The 24019-nt window shown below is 64.7% G+C and carries 18 protein-coding genes; 9 read left to right on the forward strand and 9 right to left on the reverse strand.

Annotated features, from left to right (window positions below; genetic code table 11):
- Nucleotides 1-294: 294 nt before the first annotated feature.
- From CLU86_RS20360 to CLU86_RS20390, 7 genes are all read right to left on the reverse strand, one after another.
- Nucleotides 295-1542: a phenylacetate--CoA ligase family protein gene (locus tag CLU86_RS20360; RefSeq protein WP_099742886.1), complete on the reverse strand. Its 1248-nt coding sequence runs from the start codon at nucleotides 1540-1542 to the stop codon at nucleotides 295-297.
- 227 nt (nucleotides 1543-1769) lie between these two features.
- Nucleotides 1770-2579 (reverse strand): ABC transporter ATP-binding protein, encoded by an 810-nt coding sequence (locus tag CLU86_RS20365; protein WP_099743737.1) that lies wholly within the window; start codon nucleotides 2577-2579, stop codon nucleotides 1770-1772.
- A 233-nt stretch (nucleotides 2580-2812) separates the two neighbouring features.
- Entirely contained in the window at nucleotides 2813-4141 is a 1329-nt protein-coding gene (locus tag CLU86_RS20370) for an ABC transporter substrate-binding protein (RefSeq protein WP_099657696.1), read from the reverse strand.
- 52 nt (nucleotides 4142-4193) lie between these two features.
- Complete coding sequence (locus tag CLU86_RS20375) at nucleotides 4194-5270, reverse strand: branched-chain amino acid ABC transporter permease (protein WP_099742887.1); 1077 nt, start codon at nucleotides 5268-5270, stop codon at nucleotides 4194-4196.
- A 29-nt stretch (nucleotides 5271-5299) separates the two neighbouring features.
- Nucleotides 5300-6229 (reverse strand): branched-chain amino acid ABC transporter permease, encoded by a 930-nt coding sequence (locus CLU86_RS20380; RefSeq protein ID WP_099742888.1) that lies wholly within the window; start codon nucleotides 6227-6229, stop codon nucleotides 5300-5302.
- A 15-nt stretch (nucleotides 6230-6244) separates the two neighbouring features.
- Complete coding sequence (locus CLU86_RS20385; protein WP_099743738.1) at nucleotides 6245-7030, reverse strand: ABC transporter ATP-binding protein; 786 nt, start codon at nucleotides 7028-7030, stop codon at nucleotides 6245-6247.
- 35 nt (nucleotides 7031-7065) lie between these two features.
- Nucleotides 7066-9012: a long-chain fatty acid--CoA ligase gene (locus CLU86_RS20390; RefSeq protein ID WP_099742889.1), complete on the reverse strand. Its 1947-nt coding sequence runs from the start codon at nucleotides 9010-9012 to the stop codon at nucleotides 7066-7068.
- Nucleotides 9013-9254: 242 nt separating this feature from the next.
- Here CLU86_RS20390 and CLU86_RS20395 point away from each other — a divergent pair, with 242 nt between their 5' ends.
- The 3 genes from CLU86_RS20395 (at nucleotide 9255) to CLU86_RS20405 (ending at nucleotide 12741) form a co-directional block, all read left to right on the forward strand.
- Nucleotides 9255-11081 (forward strand): ExeA family protein, encoded by a 1827-nt coding sequence (locus CLU86_RS20395; protein ID WP_099742890.1) that lies wholly within the window; start codon nucleotides 9255-9257, stop codon nucleotides 11079-11081.
- Between the two features lie 5 nt (nucleotides 11082-11086).
- Nucleotides 11087-11887, forward strand: coding sequence for a general secretion pathway protein GspB (locus tag CLU86_RS20400; protein WP_099742891.1), 801 nt, complete (start codon nucleotides 11087-11089; stop codon nucleotides 11885-11887).
- A 110-nt stretch (nucleotides 11888-11997) separates the two neighbouring features.
- The gene (locus CLU86_RS20405; protein WP_099742892.1) at nucleotides 11998-12741 is read left to right on the forward strand and encodes a Crp/Fnr family transcriptional regulator; all 744 of its coding nucleotides are present in this window, start codon (nucleotides 11998-12000) and stop codon (nucleotides 12739-12741) included.
- Nucleotides 12742-12789: 48 nt separating this feature from the next.
- On the opposite strand, the gene CLU86_RS20410 is transcribed toward CLU86_RS20405, so the two are convergent.
- Nucleotides 12790-14466, reverse strand: coding sequence for a methyl-accepting chemotaxis protein (locus CLU86_RS20410; protein WP_099742893.1), 1677 nt, complete (start codon nucleotides 14464-14466; stop codon nucleotides 12790-12792).
- A gap of 405 nt (nucleotides 14467-14871) precedes the next feature.
- Between CLU86_RS20410 and CLU86_RS20415 the strand changes: the two genes are divergently transcribed.
- The 6 genes from CLU86_RS20415 to htpG all read left to right on the forward strand — a co-directional run bounded on the left by CLU86_RS20415 (nucleotide 14872) and on the right by htpG (nucleotide 23188).
- Nucleotides 14872-15777, forward strand: coding sequence for a DUF4394 domain-containing protein (locus tag CLU86_RS20415; RefSeq protein ID WP_099742894.1), 906 nt, complete (start codon nucleotides 14872-14874; stop codon nucleotides 15775-15777).
- Nucleotides 15774-16433 carry a methylamine utilization protein gene (locus CLU86_RS20420; RefSeq protein WP_233195131.1) on the forward strand — a complete coding sequence of 220 codons (660 nt, stop codon included), beginning with the start codon at nucleotides 15774-15776 and terminating at the stop codon, nucleotides 16431-16433. The genes CLU86_RS20415 and CLU86_RS20420 overlap by 4 nt, the downstream gene beginning before the upstream one ends.
- On the forward strand, nucleotides 16433-18763 hold the full coding sequence (locus CLU86_RS20425) for a bifunctional diguanylate cyclase/phosphodiesterase (RefSeq protein WP_099742895.1): 2331 nt from the start codon (nucleotides 16433-16435) through the stop codon (nucleotides 18761-18763). The genes CLU86_RS20420 and CLU86_RS20425 overlap by 1 nt, the downstream gene beginning before the upstream one ends.
- Before the next feature lie 465 nt (nucleotides 18764-19228).
- Nucleotides 19229-20041: a pseudouridine synthase gene (locus tag CLU86_RS20430; RefSeq protein WP_369803880.1), complete on the forward strand. Its 813-nt coding sequence runs from the start codon at nucleotides 19229-19231 to the stop codon at nucleotides 20039-20041.
- A gap of 86 nt (nucleotides 20042-20127) precedes the next feature.
- A complete protein-coding gene (locus CLU86_RS20435) occupies nucleotides 20128-21063 on the forward strand; it encodes an exopolyphosphatase (RefSeq protein ID WP_099658978.1) in 936 nt (311 codons plus the stop codon).
- A gap of 151 nt (nucleotides 21064-21214) precedes the next feature.
- Nucleotides 21215-23188: a molecular chaperone HtpG gene (htpG, locus tag CLU86_RS20440; RefSeq protein ID WP_099742897.1), complete on the forward strand. Its 1974-nt coding sequence runs from the start codon at nucleotides 21215-21217 to the stop codon at nucleotides 23186-23188.
- A gap of 142 nt (nucleotides 23189-23330) precedes the next feature.
- Here the strand turns inward: htpG and CLU86_RS20445 are convergent, their stop codons facing one another.
- On the reverse strand, nucleotides 23331-23639 hold the full coding sequence (locus CLU86_RS20445) for a hypothetical protein (protein ID WP_099657707.1): 309 nt from the start codon (nucleotides 23637-23639) through the stop codon (nucleotides 23331-23333).
- Nucleotides 23640-24019 lie beyond the last annotated feature (380 nt).

The raw sequence follows: 24019 nt of genomic DNA on the forward strand, positions 1-24019 counted from the left end.
GACGGGGCCATGATAGCGATGGCGTTTTCGCAGGGTAATACGGGTTGTCCGTAGCCTGTGCGCTGTGGTGTTTTAAATCAAAACAAGCTGCAGGTCTGATATATAGAGCGCTGAAAGCTATCTATTTGATAGCAAATGCAAGGGTTAACCCTGACGCCGAGGGACGTGCAAAGCCTTCCTGTCAGGGGTGCAGATTGCCTTGTTTTTGTGACAAATCAACAGCACCAGCACGGCCCGCGCAAGGGCGCGCGCTGGCCCTCTGGGTGGTATCGCTAGATCCCGTTTGCCGCGCTGTCAGCGGTAGCTGCGCGCATCTTCGATCACCCGGCCGTCGTTGGGCAGCGTGCCAGGCGGCACCATCTGCACCTCGCCGCGCAGCTTGGTCACCTCGCGGATGGCGTCCGAGAGTTGGTGGGCCAGGCCCTCGGCGGTCTCGGTGGTCTCAACCTGCAGCACCATCTGGTCGTTGGCCATCTCACCGCTGACCACGAGGCGCGCTCGCAACACTTGCGGAAAACGCTTGGCGATCTGCGCCACCTGCCCCGGGTGCACAAACATGCCGCGCACCTTGGTGGTCTGGTCTGCCCGGCCCATCCAGCCCTTGATGCGCGTGCCGGTGCGGCCTGTGGGGCAGGTGCCGGGCAGCACGGCCGACAGGTCGCCCGTGCCAAAGCGGATCAGGGGGTAGTCGGGGTTGAGCGTGGTGATGACCAGCTCGCCCACCTCGCCCTCGGGCACGGGGTCGCCGGTGCCAGGGCGCACGATTTCGACGATCACGCCCTCGTCCAGCACCAGGCCTTCGCGTGCACTGGTCTCGTAGGCAATCAAGCCCAGGTCGGCCGTGGCGTAGCACTGGTAGCCCGCAATGCCGTGCTCGGCAAACCAGTCGCGCAGTGATGGCGGAAAGGCCTCGCCCGACACCAGCGCCTTGGTCACTGTGGGCAGGGCCACGCCCATCTCGGCGGCCTTCTCGACAATGATCTTGAGAAAGCTGGGCGTGCCGATGTAGCCCGCAGGCTGCAGCTCGGCCATGGCTTGCACCTGCTGCTCGGTCTGGCCCGTGCCGCCGGGGAACACGGTGCAGCCCAGGGCATGTGCGCCAGTCTCCATCATCGAGCCCGCAGGCACGAAGTGGTAGCTGAAGCTGTTGTGGATCAGCTCGCCGCGCCGAAACCCCGCCGCGTAAATGGCCCGCGCCATGCGCCAGTAGTCGGGCCGCGTGCCTTCGGGCTCGTAGATGGTGCCGGGGCTGGCAAACACGCGCGTCATGCCCGGCCCAAAACCCAGCGCACTGAAGCCGCCAAACACGTTGCTGGCCCGGCCCGCCTGCTGGCGCTCCAGCAGCTCGTACTTGCGCGTGACAGGCAACTGCGCCAGCGCCGCGCGGCTGGTGACCGAGGCTGCATCCACCCCCGCCAGAATGCTGGCAAACCCAGGCGATGCCTGCTGCGCATGCGCCACCTGCCGAGGCAGCGCCGCCATCAGCGCCGCTTCACGCTCCGCAGGGCTGCGGGTTTCCAAGGCGTCATAAAACGTGCTCATGCCAGGGTTCCTTTGGGTAGGTTTGAATCAAAAAGGCCTCTAGCGCTTATCTATCCAGCGCAAGCAGCTATCAAATTGAGAGTGAAAACGTTTTGAACTGAGATCAATAAAGGGCGCTGCCTTGAACCCCGGCGCGGCCACCGCCAGCGCACCCGTGGAACTGGCTTTGCCAGGCCACCGGGTGCGTCCCCCTGAGGGGGAAGGCGCGCAGCGCCACAGGGGGCTCGTCAGGCCAACCAGCGCTTGCGCCGCTTGTAGCTTTTGACATCCTTGAAACTCTTGCGCTCGCCGCCGCCCACGCCCAGGTAAAACTCCTTCACGTCCTCGTTGCTGGCCAGGTCACTGGCGGCGCCGTCCATCACCACGCGGCCGCTTTCCATGATGTAGCCGTAGTCCGCGTACTTCAGCGCCATGTTGGTGTTCTGCTCGGCCAGCAAGAAGGTGACCTTCTCCTTGGTGTTCAGGTCCTTCACGATGTTGAACACCTCTTCCACGATCTGCGGCGCCAGGCCCATGGAGGGCTCGTCCAGCAGCACCATGCTGGGGTTGGCCATCAGCGCGCGGCCAATGGCGCACATCTGCTGCTCACCCCCTGAGGTGTAGGCCGCCTGCGAGGTGCGGCGTGTTTTGAGGCGCGGAAAGTAGTTGTAGACCTTCTCCAGATTGGCCTCGATCTCGCCCTTGCTGGTGCGGGTGTAGCTGCCCGTCATCAGGTTCTCTTCGATCGTCAGGTGGGCAAAGCAATGCCGCCCCTCCATCACCTGCACCACGCCGCGCTTGACGAGGTCGGCGGGCGAGAGGTTCTCGATGCGCTCGCCGCGCAGCTCAATGCTGCCCTTGGTCACCTCGCCGCGCTCACCCTTGAGCAGGTTGGAGATAGCCCGCAGCGTGGTCGTCTTGCCCGCCCCGTTGCCCCCCAAGATGGCCACGATCGAGCCCTCCTGCACCTGCAACGAGACGCCCTTGAGCACCAGGATCACATGGTTGTAAATGACCTCGATGCCGTTGACGTTGAGAACAATGTTTTTAGAGTCCATGGTGTTGCCTTCGCTGTGCCAATCGAAAGGGCTGCGGTACATCGCAATCCTTTCGATTGGCGGCTGCCGGGGAATGCTGCCGCTTCGTCATCAGCCGTTGAGACGGTCGCAGCCTGAAATACCAGGGCCACCGCGCAAGGGCCGCCCCGCTGCGCCGGTGGCGTCCCCCATCCCGAATCGCGCCAGCGATTCGAGAGAAGGGGGAAGCGGCAAAGCCGCTCAGGGGGATGTACTTAGCTACTGCAATCAGCAGGGTCCCGCCGCGTCATCTTCTTGTCGCCCAGGTACTTGTCCGCACCGGCCTTCACCATGGGCTTGAGGATCTGCTCGTCAGCCTGGTACCAGTCGGACGAGAAGTTCCACTTCTTGCCATCCCAGGTGTGCACGCGCGACCAGGTCGATCCCATGTGGTCGGCGCAGCTGGTGGACAGCGGACGCATCACATCGTTGAAGCCCAGGGCGTCCAGCTTCTTTTGGTCCAGGGCCAGGTTTTCCATGCCCCAGCGCACTTGCTCGCCGGTCATGACCTTGCCCTTGCCAAAGCGCTCTTGCGCACGGCGCACCGACTCCACGGCCAGCATCTGGATGATCACGCCGCGTGTGTACAGCACCGATCCCACTTCGTCCTTGGGCCCTGTGCCCTGGCCCTTGTCGTGCACGTGCTTCAGGATGTCCTGGATCACCTTGCTTTGCTGGCCGTAGCCGTTCAGCGCCAGCGCGTTGTAGCCCTTGGCGCCTTCGCCCACGTCGCGCACATCGGGCTCGGCACCGGCCCACCACACGCCATACATCTTGTCGCGGGGGTAGCCCGTGGCCTGGGCTTCCTTCAGGGCGGTGGAGTTCATCACGCCCCAGCCCCACAGCAGCACGTAGTCGGGGCGGCTTTGGCGCACTTGCAGCCAGGTGGCTTTTTGCTCCACGCCGGGGGCCGTCACGGGCAGCATCTGCAGCTCAAAGCCGTGCATCTTGGCCCGCTCTTGCAGCACCGGGATGGGCTCCTTGCCAAACGGACTGTCGTGGTAGACCAAGGCAATCTTCTTGCCCTTGAGCTTGTCCAGCCCGCCATTGGCCTTGCCCAAGTGCTGGATCAGGATGTCCGCGCCCGTCCAGTAGCTGCCCATGAAGGGGAAGTTCCACTTGAACGCCTGCCCATCCTGCGCGACTGAGAGGCCATAGCCCAGCGTCATCAGCGGGATCTTGTCCACGGGGGCCTTTTCGGTCAGCGCAAAGGTGATGCCGGTGGCCTGCGGGTCGAACAGCGACACGCCGGGCTTGCCCTTCAGGCGCTCGTAGCACTCCACCCCCCGGTCGGTGGCGTAGCCGGTTTCGCATTCTTCAAAAGTGAGCTTCACACCGTTGATGCCGCCATCGCGGGCGTTGATCATCTTGATGTAGTCCTGCTTGCCATTGGCCCATGGCACACCGTTGGGTGCGTACGGCCCCGTGCGGTACGACAGCAGCGGGAAGAACTGCTCCTTCGCTTGCGCCATCGCGCTGGTCGCCAGCGAGGACGCTCCAGCGGCAACCACCGCTGCGGCAATCACGATTTTGGAAAGCTTCATGGATGTCTCCTTTGGATGAATGTGTTGAAGCACGGGGAAAACTGGCAGGGGATCAATGCGGGAAGGGCCAGAGGCGGAGTTTTTGCTTGGCGGTGGACCACAGCTTGGCCAGGCCATGCGGCTCCACGATCAGGAACCACACGATCAGTGCGCCAAAAATCATCAGCTCGGCGTGCGAGACGCCTGCCGTGGAAATCTCGATACCGAACAGACCCATGAGCGCGGGCAGGAACTGGTTGAGCACGATGGGCAGCACCACGATGAAGGCGGCGCCAAAGAACGCGCCCATCACCGAGCCCAGTCCGCCGATGATCACCATGAACAAGAGGCGGAACGAGATTTCGACCGAGAAGGCTGCAGGCTCCCACGCGCCCAGGTGCACAAAGGCCCACAGTGCACCGGCCATGCCCACGATGAAGGAGCTCACGGCAAACGCGCTGAGCTTGGCGTACATGGGGCGGATGCCGATCACCGCAGCGGCCACGTCCATGTCGCGAATCGCCATCCACTCGCGGCCAATCGCGCCGCGCACCAGGTTCTTGGCCAGCAGGGCCACCACCACCAAAATGGCCAGGCAAAAGAGGTATTTGCTGGTGGCGCTTTCAATCGGAATGCCCAGCACCTGCAGGCCGTTGACCGACACCGAGCCCGAGTCCGAGTTGTTGGTGAACCACTTGATGCGCAGGAACATCCAGTCGCTGAAGAACTGCGCGGCCAGGGTGGCCACGGCCAGGTACAGCCCCTTGACGCGCAGGCTAGGCAGCCCGAACAGGATGCCGAAGAACGTGGCGCACAGGCCTCCCAGGATCAGTGCCGGGATCAGCGGCATGCCCGGAAAGCGCACAAAGAAGTTGTACGCCCCGTAGGCCCCCACGGCCATGAAGGCGCCCGAGCCCAGCGAGATCTGCCCGCAGTAGCCCACCAGAATGTTCACCCCCAGGGCCGCCAGCGCCATGATGACGAAGGGGATCAGGATGGCGCGGAAGATGTAGTCGCTGGCAAATGCAGGCACCACCAGGAAGGCCACCGCCAGGATGAGCCCGATGGCAATGCGGTCCTGCGCGATGGGGAAGATCTGCTGGTCGGAGCGGTAGCTGGTCTTGAACTGGCCGTTTTCGCGGTAGAGCATGGGGTGTCTCCTGTTGTTCTTGTGATGGTTCAGACGCGATCAATGATCTTCTCGCCAAAGAGCCCCTGGGGCCTGAAGAGAAGGAACACCAGCGCCAGCACATACGCAAACCAGATCTCGATGCCCCCGCCCACGAACGGGCCCAGGTACACCTCCGACAGCTTTTCGCCCACGCCAATGATCAGCCCGCCGATGATGGCGCCGGGCACCGAAGTGAGGCCGCCCAGGATCACCACGGGCAGTGCCCGCAGGGCCACGGTAGTGAGCGAGAACTGCACGCCGAGCTTGCTGCCCCAGATCATCCCGGCGACCAGCGCCACGACACCGGCCACGCACCACACGATCACCCAGATGCGGTTGAGCGGAATGCCGATGGACTGGGCGGCCTGGTGGTCGTCGGCCACGGCGCGCAGGGCGCGGCCGGTGGAAGTCTTCTGGAAGAACACCGACAGCAGGGCCACCAGTGCCGCGGCGATGGCGGCGGCAATCACGTCTTCCTTGTTGATCAGGATGCCGCCCTGGAACATGGACTCCAGCGCAAAGATCGGCTCCTTGGGCATGCCCACGTCGATCTTGTAGATGTCGCTGCCAAACAGCGTCTGGCCCAGGCCTTCGAGGAAGTAGGTGATGCCCAGCGTGGCCATCAGCAGCGTGGCGCCTTCCTGGTTCACCAGGTGGCGCAGCACCAGCTTTTCAATCAGCCAGGCCACCACGAACATGATGGCGCCCGCAATCACGAAGGCGGCCAGGTTGGCCACGATGGGGTTGTCGATGCCGGTCCACTTCGGAATCCATTCGGCAAAGCGGGCCATGGCCAGTGCTGCGAACAGCACCATGGCGCCCTGCGCAAAGTTGAACACGCCCGAGGCTTTGTAGATCAGCACAAAGCCCAACGCCACCAGCGAATACAGCATGCCGGCCATCAGGCCGCCGATCAGTGTTTCAAGAAAGAATGCCATGTTGTCTTCTCCTGATCAGTGCGAGGTGCCGAGATAGGCACTGATCACGTCTTCGTTGCTGCGCACTTCGTCGGGGCTGCCGTCGCCGATCTTCTTGCCGTAGTCCAGCACCACCACGCGGTCGCTGATGTCCATCACCACGCCCATGTCGTGCTCGATGAGCACGATGGTGGTGCCGAACTCATCGTTCACGTCCAGGATGAAGCGGCACATGTCCTGCTTCTCTTCCACGTTCATGCCTGCCATGGGTTCATCGAGGAGCAGCACCTGCGGCTCCATGGCCAGGGCGCGGCCCAGGTCCACGCGCTTTTGCAGGCCGTAGGGCAGTTGGCCCACTGGGGTCTTGCGGTAGGCCTGGATTTCCAGGAAGTCGATGATGTGCTCGACATATTCGCGGTGGCGAATCTCCTCGCGCTCGGCGGGGCCCCAGCGCAGGGCCTGCAAGAGCAGGTTGCTTTTGATCTTGAGGTTGCGGCCGGTCATGATGTTGTCGATCACGCTCATGCCCTTGAACAGCGCCAGGTTCTGGAAGGTGCGCGCCACGCCCATCTCGGCCACTTGGCGCGAGTTCATGTGGTCAAACGTCTTGCCCCGGAAGGTGATGGAGCCCTCGGACGGCGTGTACACGCCGTTGATGCAGTTGAGCATGGAGCTCTTGCCTGCGCCGTTGGGGCCGATGATGGCGCGGATCTCATGCTCGCGGACGTTGAAGGAGATGTCGGTGAGCGCCTTCACGCCGCCAAACCGGAGGCTGATGTTCTTGACGTCGAGGATGACGTCGCCGATCTTCTTGGTGGTCATGGTGGGGGGCTTCTCCAGCGGGTAGAGCGCGGGCTTCATGCGGCACTCTTCACAGGTGCAAAGGTCTTGGTGTCTGACAGCTTGAGCGTGGCGCTCACGCTGCCTGTGCGGCCGTCTTCAAACTTCACCTGGGTCTCGATGTATTGCTCGGTGCGGCCTGCGTACAGCGCATCCACCAGCACGCCGTATTTCTCGGCAATGAAGCCCCGGCGGACCTTGTTGGTGCGGGTGAGTTCGCCGTCGTCGGCGTCCAGTTCCTTGTGCAGCACCAGGAAGCGGCTGACCTGGCTGCCCGCCAGCAGGGCATCGGTGGCCAGGTCGGCGTTGACCTTCTCGATGCACTCGCGGATCAGTTCGTACACCTCGGGTTTTTGGGCCAGGTCGGTGTAGCCCGCGTAGGGCAGGTTGCGGCGTTCGGCCCAGTTGCCCACGGCGTCGAAGTCGATGTTGACCATCACGCAGACCTTCTCGCGCTTGTCGCCCAGGGCCACCACTTCCTTGATGTGCGGGAAAAACTTGAGCTTGTTCTCCACGTACTTGGGCGCAAACATGGCACCGTCGTTGGCGCCACCCTGGATGCGGCCCACGTCTTTCACGCGGTCAATGATCTTGAGGTGGCCGTGGGCGTCCAGAAAGCCCGCATCGCTGGTGTGGTACCAGCCGTCCGCCGTCAGCACCTCGGCCGTGGCGGCCGGGTTCTTGTAGTACTCCTTGAGCAGCCCGGCCGACTTGACCAGGATCTCGCCGTTGTCGGCCACCTTGATTTCCACACCGCGAATCGGCACGCCCACCGTGTCGGCGCGCGCCTGGTTGTCGGGCTGCAGGCACACGAACACGGCGGTTTCGGTGGAGCCGTACAGCTGCTTCAAGTTGATGCCGATGGAGCGGTAGAAGGTGAACAGGTCGGGGCCAATGGCCTCGCCCGCCGTGTAGGCCACGCGCACGCGGCTGAAACCCAGGTTGTTGCGCAGCGGGCCGTACACCAGCACATTGCCCAATGCGTACTTGATGCGGTCGAGGGTGCCCACGGGCTCGCCGTCCATGAGTGCGGGGCCCACGCGTTTGGCGACGCGCATGCAGGCCTCGAACATCTTGCGCTTCAAGGCGCCCGCGTCTTCCATGCGGATCATCACGCTGGTGAGCAGACCTTCAAAGATGCGCGGTGGCGCAAAGTAGTAGGTGGGGCCCACTTCCTTCAGATCGATGGTCACCGTGCTGGCCGACTCGGGGCAGTTGACCACGTAGCCGCAGGCCAGCCACTGCGCGTAGCTGAAGATGTTCTGTCCGATCCAGGCGGGTGGCAGGTAGGCCAGCACCTCTTCGCTGCTGGTGAGCTTGTCGAACTCGGCCCCCGCGCTGGCGCGGTCCAGCAGCGTGCTGTGGGTGTGCACCACGCCCTTGGGGTTGCCGGTGGTGCCTGAGGTGAAGAACATGGCTGCCACATCGTCGGGGCGGGCCTGGGCCACTTCGGCCTGGAACCAGCCTGGGTTTTGCGCCACAAAGGCGGTGCCCGATTCGATCAGCGCATCCAGCGACTCCAGGCCTTGTTCGTTGTAGTTGCGAAGGCCCCGTGGGTCGTCATAGAAGATGCGGGCGATCTGCGGGCATTGCTCGCGGATCTCCAGCATCTTGTCGACCTGCTCCTGGTCTTCCACCAGGCAAAACCGCACCTCGGCGTTGTTGAGTGGGTAGATGCATTCGGCCGCCACGGCGTCCTGGTACAGCGGTACGGGGATGGCGCCCAGCGACTGGGCGGCCAGCATGGTTGCGTACAGGCGGGGGCGGTTGGCGCCAATCACCACCATGTGCTCGTGGCGTTGCAACCCGGCTTGGCGCAGCCCCGCAGCCACAGTCTCCACCAGCCGTGCCAGGTCTGCCCAGCTGTGGGTCTGCCAGATGCCGTATTCCTTTTCACGCAGCGCCGGTGCTGTGGGGCGCTCGGCGGCGTGCTTGAGCAGCAGTTGCGGGAACGTGGTCAACATTGCAGGTTCCTAGAAGGTGAGGGCGGTCAGCCTGGGGACATTCTGAGGCGCCGCCCAAGGGCCGCGCTTTTGCCTATGGAGGGGATGCTAGGACCGACTTTGACGTTATCTTGTCTTGCCGACGACAATTTACGGGAAACTACTCCTCGGGTGAAACCCTCCTCTCTTGTGAAAGCCTCGTGAAAGTCTGATGACTTCGGGCTGGGCCGTGCGCGGTGGATGGGGGCGTTATCCTTGCCAGCATGTACGCCCCGTTCTTCGGTCTCCAGCACCCGCCGTTTTCGATTGCCCCTGACCCGCGCTATCTTTTCATGAGCGAGCGGCACAGAGAGGCCCTGGCCCACCTGCTCTATGGGCTGGATGCAGGCGGCGGCTTCGTGTTGCTGACAGGCGAGGTGGGCGCAGGCAAGACCACGGTGTGCCGCTGCTTTCTGGAGCAAATCCCGGAGCACTGCAATGTGGCCTATATCTTCAACCCCAAGCTCACCGTGGGGGAACTGCTGCGCTCCATCTGCGACGAGTTTGGCGTGCCCCACAAGCCCAATGTGCCGGGGGTAGAAACCGTCAAGGACTACATCGACCCCCTGAATGCCTCGCTGCTGGCGGCGCATGCGGCCGGGCGCAACACGGTGCTCATCATTGACGAGGCGCAGAACCTGGAGGCCGACGTGCTGGAGCAGCTGCGCCTGCTCACCAACCTGGAAACCAACGAGCGCAAGCTGCTGCAGATCATCCTGATTGGCCAGCCAGAGCTACGCACGATGGTGGCGCGCCCTTCGCTGGAGCAATTGGCGCAGCGCGTGATTGCGCGCTTTCACCTCGACGCACTGAGCCCGCAGGAAACCCAGCAGTACATTGCGCACCGCTTGGCCGTGGCCGGGCTGCGCGGCCCGGTGCCGTTCAGCCGCCGGGCGCTGCGGCGCGTGCATGTGCTGTCGCGCGGCATCCCGCGGCGCATCAACCTGCTGTGTGACCGCGCCCTGCTCGGTGCCTATGCGGCCGGGCAGCATGCGGTCAGCAAGGCCATCATTGAGCGGGCCGCGCGCGAGGTGTTTGGCACCCAGCCGCCAACCAGGGCTGCGAGCGGTGCACGCTCGCCCCTGCCACGGTGGGCGGTTGCGGGCATGGGCCTGGTGGCGGGGGCGGCCATGGTGGCTGCGGCTGGCTGGGCGTTGGGCGTTCGCCCAGCGCTGAAGGCGCCAGGCGCTGCGCAGGCCGGGGGGGCTGGCGTGGCCGGGCCGCTGGGCACTGCGTCCAGCGCACCGGCGAAGCTGCCGCAGGCCAAGGCCTCTGCGCCTGCACCGGCGGCATCCACCACGCTGGCCACGCTGGCGGCTGCAAGCGCTGCCGCGTCTGCACCGGGCAAGTCTGCATCCACCGCACCCTCCACGGCGCTTGCCGCGTCCGATGCGACCGCCACAGCGGCCACAGCAGTCCTTGGGCCTGCTTCCGGGTTGCAGCAGTTCCTGCAAGCGCAGTCACCTGGCGATGCTTCGGCTTGGCAGGCGCTGGCCTTGGCCTGGGGCGTGGCATTGCCCGAGGGGGCAGATGCGTGCGCCACGCTGGCGCGCGACGGGTTGCGCTGCTACCGCAATCGGCGTGCGGGCCTGAACCTGATCCGGCAGATCGACCGGCCGACGTTGCTCATGTTGTCCCCATCGAGTGATGGAGACGCGACAGTGCCTGCCGTGCTGCGTGGCCTGGACGAGGATGTGGCCACACTGCAAAGTGGTGGCCGCACGCTGCATGTGCCTGTGGCCGACCTGGCCCAGGTGTGGCGCGGGGACATGGTCACCTTGTGGCGCGTGCCGCCCGGCATGCCTGAAAAGGGCGAAATCACCGACAGCACGGCTGGGTTGGCCTGGCTGGACGCGCGTCTGGCATCCAAAGCGGCTGGTGGGGCTGGTCCCAGCGCCCGCCCGGTGACGCCAGCGCTGCGCCAGGCCCGCATCCACCGCTTTCAACTGGCCCAGGGGGTGACGCCCGACGGCCGGGCTGGGCCTCTGACCCTCATGCTGCTCAACCGCGCCACTGGCGTCAAAGAACCTCGTTTGCGCAACGGCGCCTGATTTTTATGTCCTACATCCTTGATGCACTGCGGCGCGCAGAAGCCGAGCGAGGCCGGGGCGCTGTGCCCGGTCTCCATACGCAGGCCATGTCGGCCCCGCGTGCTGATTCCCCCAGCCCGGGCCACTGGCTGCTGTGGGGGGGCGCCGTGGTGGCCGTGGCAGGCCTTGCGGCGGGGGGCACGTGGTGGGCCATGCAGCGCAGCGCGCCAGCGGCTGTCCCTGCCGTGGCGGTTCCTCCTGCGGCCCCCGTGGCCCCGGTGGCCGTGGCCACTGCGCCCACAGTCCCCGTGGCTCTCGCACCGGCACCTGCGCCTGTGCCTATGTCCGATCCCAGCCCCAGCCCACTTCTCCCGCCCGCCCCGGTCACGCTGGAGCCACGCCCCGTGGCACCCAAGCGCGTGGCCGAGCCCGTGCGTGAAAAGCCTGCCGCTGCGCCCGCGCCTGCCCAGGCGCGTGTTCGCGAAACTCCCTTGCCGCCGCCCGCTGCCGCCACCCGCTCGCAGCCCCCCGCACCGGTGACTCCACCTGCTGCCGCGCCTGCAGCAGCCCCGCCTGGGGCCACGCCGCCCAATGGCCCGGTGTTTGCGCAAAGCGACTTGCCGCCTTCGGTGCGGGAACAGTTGCCTGCGTTGACAGTGACGGGGGCGACCTACTCCAGCAATCCTGCGCACCGCATGGCCATCGTCAATGGGCAGGTGCTGCAGGAGGGTGACCAGGCTGCGCCAGGGCTCAAGCTCGAACGCATTGAGCAAAGCCGCACCGTCTGGTCGTTTCATGGCTATCGCTACGCAGTGCGCTTGCAGTAGGGGCGGCATGCCCTGCGCTGCCAATTGGCAGTAAATGGTGGATTGGGCGACAATTTGGCCTGCGATGTTCCGCGCCAATGCGGCCCCATTCCTCCTGCCCTGTGAGCTTCATGAACCAGGACCTGTCATTGCACCAGCGCCGCCGCCCGCCCACGGCGGCCGAGATGGCCAATATCCCGTGGCTGCAGAGGCTGCCGTCCCCTGAGCGCGAGCGCGCCGAGGCGGCGCTGTTGGTGGGCGATGCAGCGCCAGGGGATTTTGTGTGTCGCGTGGGGCGGCCGGTGACCTACTGGTTTGGGGTGGTGGAAGGCTTGCTCAAGATGAGCAGCGACAACGCCCAGGGGCAGACGATGACGTTCACCGGCGTGCCGCCGGGCGGCTGGTTTGGCGAGGGCACCGCCATGAAGCGCGAGCCCTACCGCTACAACATCCAGGCGCTGCGCAAAAGCGTGGTGGCGGGGCTGCCGATTGATACCTTTCACTGGCTGCTGGACCATTCCATTGGCTTCAATCGCTTTGTCATGCACCAGCTCAATGAGCGGCTGGGCCAGTTCATCGCAGCGCGCGAGATCGACCGGCTGACCAACCCCGACGTGCGCGTGGCGCGCAGCCTGGCATCGTTGTTCAACCCGGTGCTGTACCCCGGGGTGGGCGAAGTGCTGCGCATCACCCAGCAAGAGTTGGCCTACCTGGTGGGCTTGTCGCGCCAGCGGGTCAATGAGGCGTTGACAGCACTGCAGGCGCAAGGTGCCATTCGGGTGGAGTATGGCGGCTTGCGCGTGCTTGACCTGGGGGCGTTGCAGTCCAGCGTGTTTGCCCACAAGGCCGTCGTGGCGCATTCCACCACCGTTTGAGAGAACCCTTGCACGGGTGCGGTTGCGACCGCACCAGCCGCCCTGCCATCAGCCCCGAGGCAGAGCGATGCGTTGCGCGGGCCGCGCAACAGCGGGGGCGGGGGAGGGGGCTGCTGTTGCAGGCACTTCCCAGTTGCGGTCGTTGGCGTTGTCCCGCGTCAGGCGGAAGGTGTGCACCACCTGCGTCAGACGGCCCGCCTGGTCCTTGAGGCTTTCGGCCGCTGCCGCGCCTTCTTCCACCAGGGCCGCGTTTTGCTGGGTCATTTCTTCCAGCGACCCCACCGAATGGCTGACTTCGGTGATGCGCTGGCTTTGCTCCTGGGTGGCGGCCGTGATCTCGGCCATGATGTCCGACACCTGGCGGACGGACTGCACCAGCTGCGCGATGCTGGCGCCCGCGTGGTTGACCAGGGTGCTGCCTTCTTGCACCTGCTGGGCGCTGTCGTTGATGAGGGTCTTGATCTCGCGCGCAGCATTGGCCGCCCGGCCTGCCAGGCCACGCACCTCGCTGGCCACCACGGCAAAGCCCCGGCCCTGCTCACCGGCGCGGGCGGCTTCCACGGCCGCATTCAGCGCCAGGATGTTGGTCTGGAAGGCAATCGAATCGATCACCCCGGTGATGTCGGAAATCTTGCGCGAGCTGGCGCTGATGGCGTCCATGGTGCGCACCACTTGCGAGACCACCTCGCCGCCCTGCGTGGCCGCGCTGGACGCCTTGGAGGCCAGTCCGTTGGCCTGGTGGGCCGATTCCGCACTTTGTGCCACGGTGCCCGTCAGGTCGGCCAGGGCGTGCGATGCGCCTTGCAGGTTGTGCGAGGTTTGCTCGGTGCGCTGGCTCAGGTCCTGGTTGCCCGATGCCACTTCCGAGCTGGCCACGAGGATGGAGTCGGCCGTTTGCCCGATCTCGCCGACCAGACTGCGCAGCCGCTCTTGCATGGCCGCAATGGCTTCGAGCAGCCGCCCGGTTTCGTCGTTGATGCGCACCTCCACCTGCGAGGTCAGGTCGCCGCGCGCAATGCGCTCGGCCACCACCACGGCGCGGCCAATGGGCTGGGTGATGCTGGCGGTGATGCGCCAGGCAATCAGCACGCCCAAGCCCATGGCCATGGCCACCAGCAGCCCGCCGCTCCAGCGGGCGCGGCTTTGGGTGACTTCGGCAGAGGCCGTGGTTTCATCGTTCAGGCTGTTTTGCAACGCAATCAGCTCGGCCAGGCGCTGGCGCCACAGGGCTTCGGCGGGGGCTGCGCGCGTCATCAGGTTCAGGCTGGCGGCCACGGTGTCGCCGTCGTCTGCCGACTGCATGGCGCCTTCGATTTCAGGGCGCGCTTTTTTGCTGGCCTCTTGCACTTGCTGCAGCAGGGTCGTTTCAGCCGCCGTGGCTGTCGCGGGGGTGATGAGTTCGGCCAGCTGGGTTTCTTGCTTGGCGTAGTCCTGCAGCGTCTTGCGCACCGCCTGGATTTGCACCTGGGCTTGCTTAGGGTCGATTTCGTTGAGCATGGCGCTGGAGCGGCTTTGGATGCCCAGCGACCCTACGCTTTCAAGCATGCCGTTGACCAGCTTGGATTTCGCAGCCCCCGTGCCGGTGATGTCGCGCATCTGCTCGTGCACCTTGTTCAGCGACAGTTGGCCCACCGTCGCCACGGCAATCAACAGCACCAGCAGACAGCCGAACCCCAGCCCCAGGCGGGTGGAGATGGACAGGGATTTGAAGCGCGAGGGGGTCATGGTTTCCTTGGGGGCACTTGGTTGAAGTGGTCTGCGCAAACGAAGCAAGAAGAGGGCCTGCCTTGGCTGGTGCGGGTTGGAGCGGGGGCAGGCTGCGGCAACAGGGGTGAAGGGCGAAAGTTTAGAGAGAACAACGCATTTGCGTGATGAAGCTTTTGGATGACGTCATGCCGCTGTGGCATGACGGCTTTGTTACAAATGAAGAGGTGTGGTGCATCCGGTGCAAAGTCCAGCCGTTGGCACTCAAGTGGTGCAGATATTTGATGGAGATGCCTTGCAACGCTTTATATAGTGGACTTGTTGCTATCAAATTTATATTCTCAATTCCCCTCTTCTGTGTATGTGAAGACGGTGCAACAATGGCTTGCTGTGCCCCTATTTGTTACAACTGCAGGAGCTTGTTCTATGCCTTCCCGTTCCTCACTCCAGTCTCCGCGTCTGGCTTGGCGCGTTTCGTTGGTGGCGGCTGCTGCGCTCTCTTGGGGGTGCGCCCAAACGGTGGCCGATGGGGGCGCCTTGCGTGAGCAGGTGGTGGCCGTGACGGCCAGCCATGAGCTGATCACCTTCAATGCAGGGCGGCCTGACAACATCCTGGAGCGCAAGCCGGTGCTGGGCTTGCCTGCAGGCGACAAGCTGGTGGGCATCGACTTTCGTGTGGCGCGGGGCGTGCTGTATGCCTTGTCGCAGGCGGGGCGTTTGTACACGCTGGACCTGGGCAGCGGTGCGCTGACGGCTGTGGGCCCGGCGCCCTCGGCCATCGCCCTCAAAGGCACGGCCTTTGGCGTGGATTTCAATCCCGCGGCGGACCGGCTGCGCGTGGTCTCCAACCTCGGGCAAAACCTGCGCCTGCACCCTGACACCGGTGCGGCTGTGGATGGCGATCCCCTGCAGCCGGGCGTGCAGGCCGATCCCTACCTGCGCTATGCCTGGAGCGATGTGAACCACGCCCGCTCTCCCGACGTCGTTGCGGCGGCCTACACCTACAACCCCACCAACAGCAAGATCACCACCAACTACGCCATTGACCGCACCTTGGGGGTGTTGGTGATGCAAGGCTCACGCGAGGGGGAGACCCCGGTGGTGTCGCCCAACCTGGGCCAGTTGCGCACCGTCGGGCCGCTGGGCCTGGGCGCGCTGGCGGACGCTTCGCTGGACATCTCGGATGTGAACAACACCGCACTGGCCGCAGTGCGCACGGCCAGTGACCCCAAGACCCGCCTGCATCTGGTGGACTTGAACACCGGCAAGGCCACCCCGCTGGGCGTGGTGGGCGATGGCAGCCCGCTGGTGGGCATGGCGATTGAGCCATGACGCAACGCCGCACGCGATGGACTGGGTGGCTGGCCGCTGGGCTGGCATGCAGCGCTTGGAGCACGCAGGCGGCGACGGTGCAGGTGGACGTGGTGGACGACGCGGGGCGGCCTGTGGCAGGCGCCGTGGTGTTTCTGGAGTCGCCCGCCGCGCGGGCGCTGGTTAGACCCTTGCCCCAGGCCGAGGTGGCGCAGGAAAAAAAGCAGTTTCTGCCCGGGGTGCTGGTGGTGCCCGTGGGCACGCAGGTGCACTTCCCCAACCGCGATAGCGTGCGCCACCACGTCTATTCGTTCTCGCCCGCCAAGAAGTTTGAACTCAAGCTCTACGCCGGAACCCCCGCCAACCCGGTGTTGTTTGACCAGCCCGGCGTGGTCTCGTTGGGCTGCAACATCCACGACCGCATGGTGGGGTGGATTTTGGTGGTCGACACACCCTACTACGCACAGGCGCCAGAGGGTGGCCCTGGCGAAGGGGGCGCAGCCAGCGTCAGCAGCCCCGGCAGGGCACTGCTGCAAAGCGTGCCGCCCGGCAACTACAAGCTGCGCGTGTGGCACCCCAGGCTGGCGCCGGGGGCTGCGGCCCATGAGCAGGCGCTGGTGGTGCCTTCCACGGGCAATGCGCAGGCGGCCGTGAAGATGGCGGGGTTGGCCCCCTGATGTGGCAAACCCTCTGGCGTAGCCTGATCCTGCGCTTGGTCGGGGTTTCCTTGCTGCTGCTGTTGGTGGTGCAGCTGGCGGGCTTTGCTGTGGTGCGGGCCAGCATTGAGCGCAACGCACGGGGCCAGATTGCGCGGCAGCTGGATGTGGACGAAAACGTGTGGCGGCGCCTGCTGGAGCAGAATGCCGAGCGCTTGCGCCAGGGCTCGGCCCTGTTAGCCGCGGACTACGGGTTTCGCTCGGCCGTGCATTCGGGTGAAGAAGAAACCATCCAGTCGGTGCTGGAGAACCATGGTGAGCGCATTGGCGCTGCCGTGACGGCGCTGCTGGGCACCGATATGGCGCTGCGCGCCATCAGCGCCCCGGTGCCAGCGCAGGCCCTGGTGCCCACGCTGGCGCTGCTGGCGCCCCAGCTGGCCAGCAGCCCGCAGGGCAGCCAGGTGGCAGTGGTGGAGGGCGTGCCCTACCAGTTTGTGATGGTGCCCATGCGGGCACCGGTGGTCATCGGCTGGGTGCTGATGGGGTTCCCCCTGGGGCAGCCCCTGGCCGATGAAATGCGCCAGTTGCTGTCGGTGCATGTGGCGCTGGTGGTGCAAGGCACGCAGGGGCCTGCCGCCGTGCATGTCAGCACGCTGCCCGCGCCGCTGCATGGCCTGGTGCTGGCCATGGGCGCTGACGGGGGGGAACTGGTATCGGCCGACGGCTTGTTGCTGGCGCGCTCCAGTCCACTGCCCAGCCTGAACGGGCAGGTGCATGCGGTGCTGCTGCGCTCGGTCGATGCGGTGGTCGCCCCTTACCGCCAACTGCAAGTGTTGTTGTCCATCATCACCGCCGGGGGGCTGTTGTTGTTTGCCCTGGGCAGCGGCGTGATGGCGCAGCGCGTGATCAGCCCGCTGCGCTCGCTGATGCGGGCCACCCAGCGCCTGTCGCGCGGCGAGTACGACACCCCCATGGAGCACACCGGGCGACGGGATGAAATAGGGCAGTTGTCGCGCTCGTTTGACCGCATGCGGCTGGACATCGGTGCGCAGCAACGCGAGATCAAACACCTGGCGTACTGGGACCGCCTGACGGGCCTGCCCAACCGCGAGCGTTTTCGGGACGCTGTGGTGCAGGCCATGGCACAAAGCCCTGGCGAGGTCCGGCCACTGTGCGTTTTGACCCTGGACTTGGACCGCTTCAAGCATGTGAACGACGTGATGGGCTACGCCTTTGGCGACCGGTTGCTGCAGGCGGTGGCGGGGCGGCTGCAGGCCCTGGTGACCTTGCCTGGCGATATGGTGGCGCGCCTGGGCGGCAACGAGTTTGCCGTGTTGCTGCAAGGGGCGGGCGCTGCCGCGGCCCACACGGTGGCGCAGCAAATTTTGGCGTCGTTTGAAGCGCCTTTGGCGCTGGAAGAGCAAACCGTGGACCTGAGCGCTGGCATTGGCATTGCCTGCTGGCCTGCCGATGCAGAGGACGCCGATACGCTGCTGAGCCGCTCGGAGATTGCCATGTACGCCGCCAAGCGCAAGCTCAGTGGGGCGGTGCGCTACGACGCATCGATTGATTCGAGCAGCGCGCAAACCCTGTCGCTGCTGACCGAGCTGCGCCACGCGGTAGAGCACAACGAACTGCGGCTGTACCTGCAACCCAAGGTGCCCCTGCACGGCCAAAGCGGGTGGGCAGCCGAGGCCCTGGTGCGCTGGCAGCACCCGCAGCGCGGGCTGGTGCCGCCCATGGAGTTCATTCCGTTTGCCGAGCAAACCGGCTTTGTGCGCCAACTGACGCTGTGGATGTTTGAGGAGGTGGCCCGCTTCCTGGCGCTGCTGCCGGCTACGGCGGGCGCGTTGCGCGTGTCGGTCAACCTGTCCACGCGCGACTTGCTTGACCCCGAGTTGAGCCAGCGCCTGGGCGACATCCTGGCGCGGCATGGGGTGGCCGCCAGCGCGTTTTGCCTGGAGATCACCGAAAGCGCCATCATGGACGACCCCCAGCGCGCCGAGGCCATGCTCAACCGGCTGTCGGAGCAGGGCTTCAAGCTGTCCATCGACGACTTTGGCACCGGCTACTCGTCGCTGGCTTACCTCAAGCGCCTGCCGGTGGATGAGCTCAAAATCGACAAATCCTTTGTGATGGGCATGGAGGCGGGTGAGGACGACGCCATGATCGTGCGCTCCACCATCGACCTGGCACACAACCTGGGCCTGACGGTGGTGGCCGAAGGGGTGGAGACCGCTGCCATTCTGGAGCGTCTGCGGGCCCTGGCCTGCGATGAGGCGCAGGGCTACCACATCAGCCGCCCCGTGCCTGCGCAAGATTTTCTGGCGTGGCAGCAACGGCAGGGGTAATCTTCCACACGCTGGCCGTTGGCCCCCGTTCACCCCCTGTGACCAGCCCGTCGGCCCATTTGTCTGTTCGTATGCCCGCCCGCCGGTTCGCCAGCGACAATACGCCCAATGTCTTCATCCAGCTCCCGCCCACCCCAACGTCCCGCCCCCACGGCTGCGCCTGCCGAGGAAGCTCCTGCGCGGCCTGTGCTGCGCCGCCCCACCTTGTCGGCCAAGCCAGCCCCTGCTGCCCCCATGCCGTCCAGGGCCCCCGCAAAGCCTGCAGTCGCAGCGGGCGCGCGGCCTGCTGCTGCGCGGTCCGAGCGCGCCATCGGCCCCACATCGACCCGCACTTGGTCTGCTGATGCAGGCGGGCGGCCTGCGCCAGCGCAGCCACAGCGGCCCTCAGCCGCGCGCTCTGCCGCGCCCCGGCCCGCTGCAGGGCCTGTGGCCCGGTCCGCGCCGGGTGGTGGCGACACCTCGCGCTTGAACAAGCGCATGGCCGAGCTGGGCCTGTGCTCGCGCCGCGAAGCCGATGACTGGATTGCCCAAGGCTGGGTCAAGGTCAATGGCGAAGTCGCGCCCATGGGGTTGCAGGTCACTGCCGCAGACCGCATCGAGGTGGACAAGATTGCCCAGGGTTTCCAGGAGCAGCGTGTCACCATCCTGCTGAACAAGCCCATTGGCTATGTGAGCGGCCAGGCCGAGGACGGCCATACGCCCGCCGTGGCACTCATCAATCCCCGCACCCACTGGCGCGATGACGCCAGCCGCAACCGCTTCTCCCCGCCGCAGCTGCGGGGCCTTGCGCCTTGCGGGCGGCTCGATATCGACTCGGTGGGCCTCTTGGTGCTGACCCAGGACGGCCGCGTGGCCCGGCAGATCATTGGCGAAGACTCCGAGATGGAAAAGGAGTACCTGGTGCGCGTGGTCTACCAGGCACCGGGCCAGGCGGTGCCACGCCACCCCGGCGAGCGCTCTGCGCCGCTGCAGGAAATTGACGAGCGTGACCCTGTCAGCACCAATGTGCAGGCGGTGTTTCCCAAAGAGTTGCTGGAACGCCTGCGCCATGGCCTGAGCCTGGACGGCGAGCCGCTCAAGCCCGCCAAGGTCGATTGGCAAAACCCCGAGCAGCTGCGGTTTGTGCTCACCGAGGGCAAAAAGCGCCAGATTCGCCGCATGTGCGAGCAGGTGGGGCTCAAGGTGGTGGGCCTCAAGCGCATCCGCATCGGCCGGGTGACCCTGGGCAACCTGCCTGTGGGCCAGTGGCGCTACCTGGGGCCGCACGAGCGGTTTTGATGGGAAATTTTCGCGGCAGCACGGTGTGCTGCCCACGGGGCGTTGCTACCATGGCTGCACCCGCATGTTCAAACGAGGAGATGTCTGTGAGTGAAGAAAAATTCCGGTTGGTCACCCGCAGTGACTTTGATGGCCTGGTGTGTGCGGTGCTGCTCAACGAGCTGGAACTGATCGACGAGATCACCTTCGTCCATCCTAAGGACATGCAGGACGGCAAAGTGGCCATCACCAGCCGCGACATCACCACCAACTTGCCTTACGTGCCCGGCGCCCATCTGGTGTTTGACCACCATGAGTCGGAAACCGTGCGCAATGCGGGCCGCCGCGATGTCAACCACATCATCGAAGCCCACGCCCCCTCGGCTGCGCGCGTGGTCTACAACCACTACGGTGGCAAGGCGGCTTTCCCGCGGGTGACGGACGAGATGATGGCGGCGGTGGACCAGGCCGACTCGGCCCAGTATTCGCGCGAAGACATCCTGAACCCCCAGGGCTGGGTGCTGCTGAACTACCTGATGGACTCGCGCACGGGCCTGGGCCGTTTCCGCGACTTCCGCATCAGCAACTATGCGCTGATGATGGACCTGATTAAGTACTGCCGCGACCACACCATTGAGGAAATCCTGGCCTTGCCCGATGTGCAAGAACGCGTGGTGCTGTACCGCGAACACGCCATCAAGGCCAAGGAGCAACTCGAGCGTTGCGCCATCGTGCTGGGCAACCTGGTCGTGCTGGACTTGCGCAGCGAGGACACCATCTGGGCCACCAACCGGTTCATGATTTATGCGCTGTTCCCGCAGACCAATATTTCCATCCACGTGATGTGGGGCCTGCAAAAGCAGAACACCGTGTTTGCCACCGGAAAATCCATTCTGGACCGTGGCAGCAAAACCCATGTGGGCAACCTGATGCTGGAGTTTGGCGGTGGCGGCCACGCCGCCGCAGGCACCTGCCAGGTGGCGAACGACAAGGCCGATGCGGTGCTGAAGACGCTGGTGACGCGCATCAACGCCGACGGCTGATCGGGAGACGGTCAAGGGCGCGGTGAAGCGCCCCCTTGAAACCCCTTCCCGCTGCCCATAAATCACGCCTGCCGGTCTGGCATGCGTGATTTTCTTTTTTGCCAGCCCCTTTGCGTATTCCATTGAATCTACCGAGAGAGAGAACCCACCCATGAGCAAGCAAACCCTGTCGTTCCAGGCCGAAGTGGCCCAGCTGCTGCACCTGGTCACCCATTCGCTGTACTCCAACCAGGAAATTTTCCTGCGCGAGTTGATTTCCAACGCTTCAGACGCCTGCGACAAGCTGCGTTTTGAAGGCCTGAACAACTCCGCGCTGTTTGAAGACGCCCCCAACCTCGAAGTGCGCGTGAGCTTCGACAAAGATGCCAAGACGCTGACCATCACCGACAACGGTATCGGCATGAGCCAGCAAGAGGCCATCGACCACCTGGGCACCATCGCCAAGAGCGGCACCAAGGACTTCATGGGCAAGCTCAGCGGCGACCAGAAGCAAGACGCCCAGCTCATCGGCCAGTTCGGCGTGGGTTTCTACTCCGGCTTCATCGTGGCCGACAAGATCACCGTGGAATCGCGCCGTGCGGGCCTCCAGGCCGACGAAGGCGTGCGCTGGATCAGCGGCGGCACGGGCGACTTCGAGGTGGAAACCATCACCCGCGCCCAGCGCGGCACCAGCATCATCCTGCACCTGCGCGACGACGCCGAGGAATACCTCAACGCCTGGAAGCTCAAGCAAGTCATCGCCAAATACTCCGACCACATCAGCCTGCCCATCCTGATGGAAAAGGAAGAGTGGAAAGACGGCGAGTTGATCAATCCATCGGACGAAAACGGCGGCCGCCAGCCCGGCGGCATGGTCAAGACCGGTGAGTGGGAAACCATCAACAAGGCCAGCGCCCTGTGGTCGCGCCCCAAGAAAGACATCACCGAAGAACAGTACGCCGAGTTCTACAAAGCCATCAGCCACGACCACGAAGCCCCGCTGACCTGGGCACACAACCGTGTGGAAGGCAACACCGAGTACACGCAGCTGCTGTACATCCCTGCCAAGGCGCCGTTCGATTTGTGGAACCGCGACAAGAAGGCCGGCGTGAAGCTGTACGTGAAGCGCGTTTTCATCATGGACGACGCCGAGGCGCTGATGCCCACCTATCTGCGCTTCATCAAGGGCGTGATCGACTCAGCCGACCTGCCGCTGAACGTGAGCCGCGAGCTGCTGCAGGAAAGCCGCGACGTGCGCTCCATCCGCGAAGGCTCCACCAAGCGCGTGCTGAGCATGCTCGAAGACCTAGCCAAACACGACAAGCATGACACCGCAGCGGGCGCCGATGGCGTGACCGATGTGGTGGATGCCGACGACAAGGCCAAGGAAGGCAAGTACACCGCGTTCTACGCCGAGTTTGGCGCCGTGCTGAAAGAAGGCCTGGGCGAAGACTTTGGCAACCGCGAGCGCCTGGCCAAGCTGCTGCGTTTTGCATCCACCACCAGCGATGCCGTGACGGTGGGCTTTGCCGACTACAAGGCCCGCATGAAGGAAGGCCAGGAGGCGATTTACTACATCACCGCCGACACGCTCGCCGCCGCCAAGAACAGCCCGCAGCTCGAAGTCTTCAAGAAGAAGGGCATCGAAGTGCTCCTGATGACCGACCGCGTGGACGAGTGGGCGCTGAACTACCTGCAGGAGTTTGACGGCACCCCGCTGCAAAGCGTGGCCAAGGGCGCTGTGGACCTGGGCACGCTGCAAGACGAGGCCGAGAAGAAGGCGGCCGAAGAGGCTGCCGAAGCCTTCAAGCCCGTGCTGGCCAAGCTGAAAGAAGCCCTGAAGGACAAGGCCGAAGACGTGCGCGTGACCACGCGCCTGGTCGATTCACCCGCATGCCTGGTGGTGCAAGACGACGGCATGAGCACCCAGCTGGCGCGCATGCTCAAGCAGGCCGGCCAGCAGGCGCCCGAGACCAAGCCCGTGCTGGAAGTGAATGCCGAACACGCGCTGGTCAAAAAGCTCGACGGCAGCGTGCACTTCCATGACCTGGCGCACATCCTGTTCGACCAGGCCCTGCTGGCCGAGGGCGGCTTGCCCGAAGACCCCGCTGCGTACGTCAAGCGCGTGAATGCCTTGCTGGCGTAGTTTTGATGCCAAATAGGCTGCTAGCGCTTATGGAGTAAGCGCTAGCAGCTATAAAAATAATAGTAAACCCCGGTGTGCTTGCGCGCATCCGGGGTTTTTTTGTGGGGCAGCGGGAGCCACCAGGGGTTGGGGTGCTATGGATCTATGCGTCTGCCTTGCTCTGCGCCAGCACACGCGCATGCGCTTGGTTGCGCTGCGCCGGGTCTGCATCCAGCAGCTCTTTGAGCGCGGCATCGGGTAGCCATTGGTAGCTGCGCCGGTCATTCTTCACCGGCACATTGCGCCAGCCCGAGAGCACCAGCCAATCCCACAGCTCACGCGGCACGGGGTGGGTGACTTTCATCTTGACCGTGCCACGGATGAGGGCTGCCCCCACCTGCGGCAAGGGCCCTACGGGCGCGGTCTTGCGCTTTTGGCGGATGGACAACAGATTGCGGATCAGGTCTTTCATGGCGGTGGGCGATGAGCGTTGGGTACAAGGGCCTGCGAACCGGGCGTTGGAAATGCTTGCCGGTGCGGTTGTGATGCCGCCAGCGCAGGTGTGCGCTGGGCGACGGTCTGTGCACAGCATAGCGGGGTGGTGTTGCCTGATGGGGTTTGGGCCTGCTGGGCTGCCGATGTTGAGGCGATGGATTGGTGTGCGAAGGAGTGCTTTGGGCCCTGAGCCGCCGTTCGGAAACGCCACCCGTGCGCAGCCATTGACTTGCTACAGCGGCTGTTGGAAATCTCGGTGGCTGCCTACGGCAAGCTATAGTTTGCTGAGTTAACGCGTGCTAGGTTTCACGGAATTTTTATACTTGGACGTTTGAGCAGGTCATCCTTTGCAAACCT

The organism is Acidovorax sp. 62, assembly GCF_002754495.1.
Classification (GTDB): domain Bacteria; phylum Pseudomonadota; class Gammaproteobacteria; order Burkholderiales; family Burkholderiaceae_C; genus Acidovorax.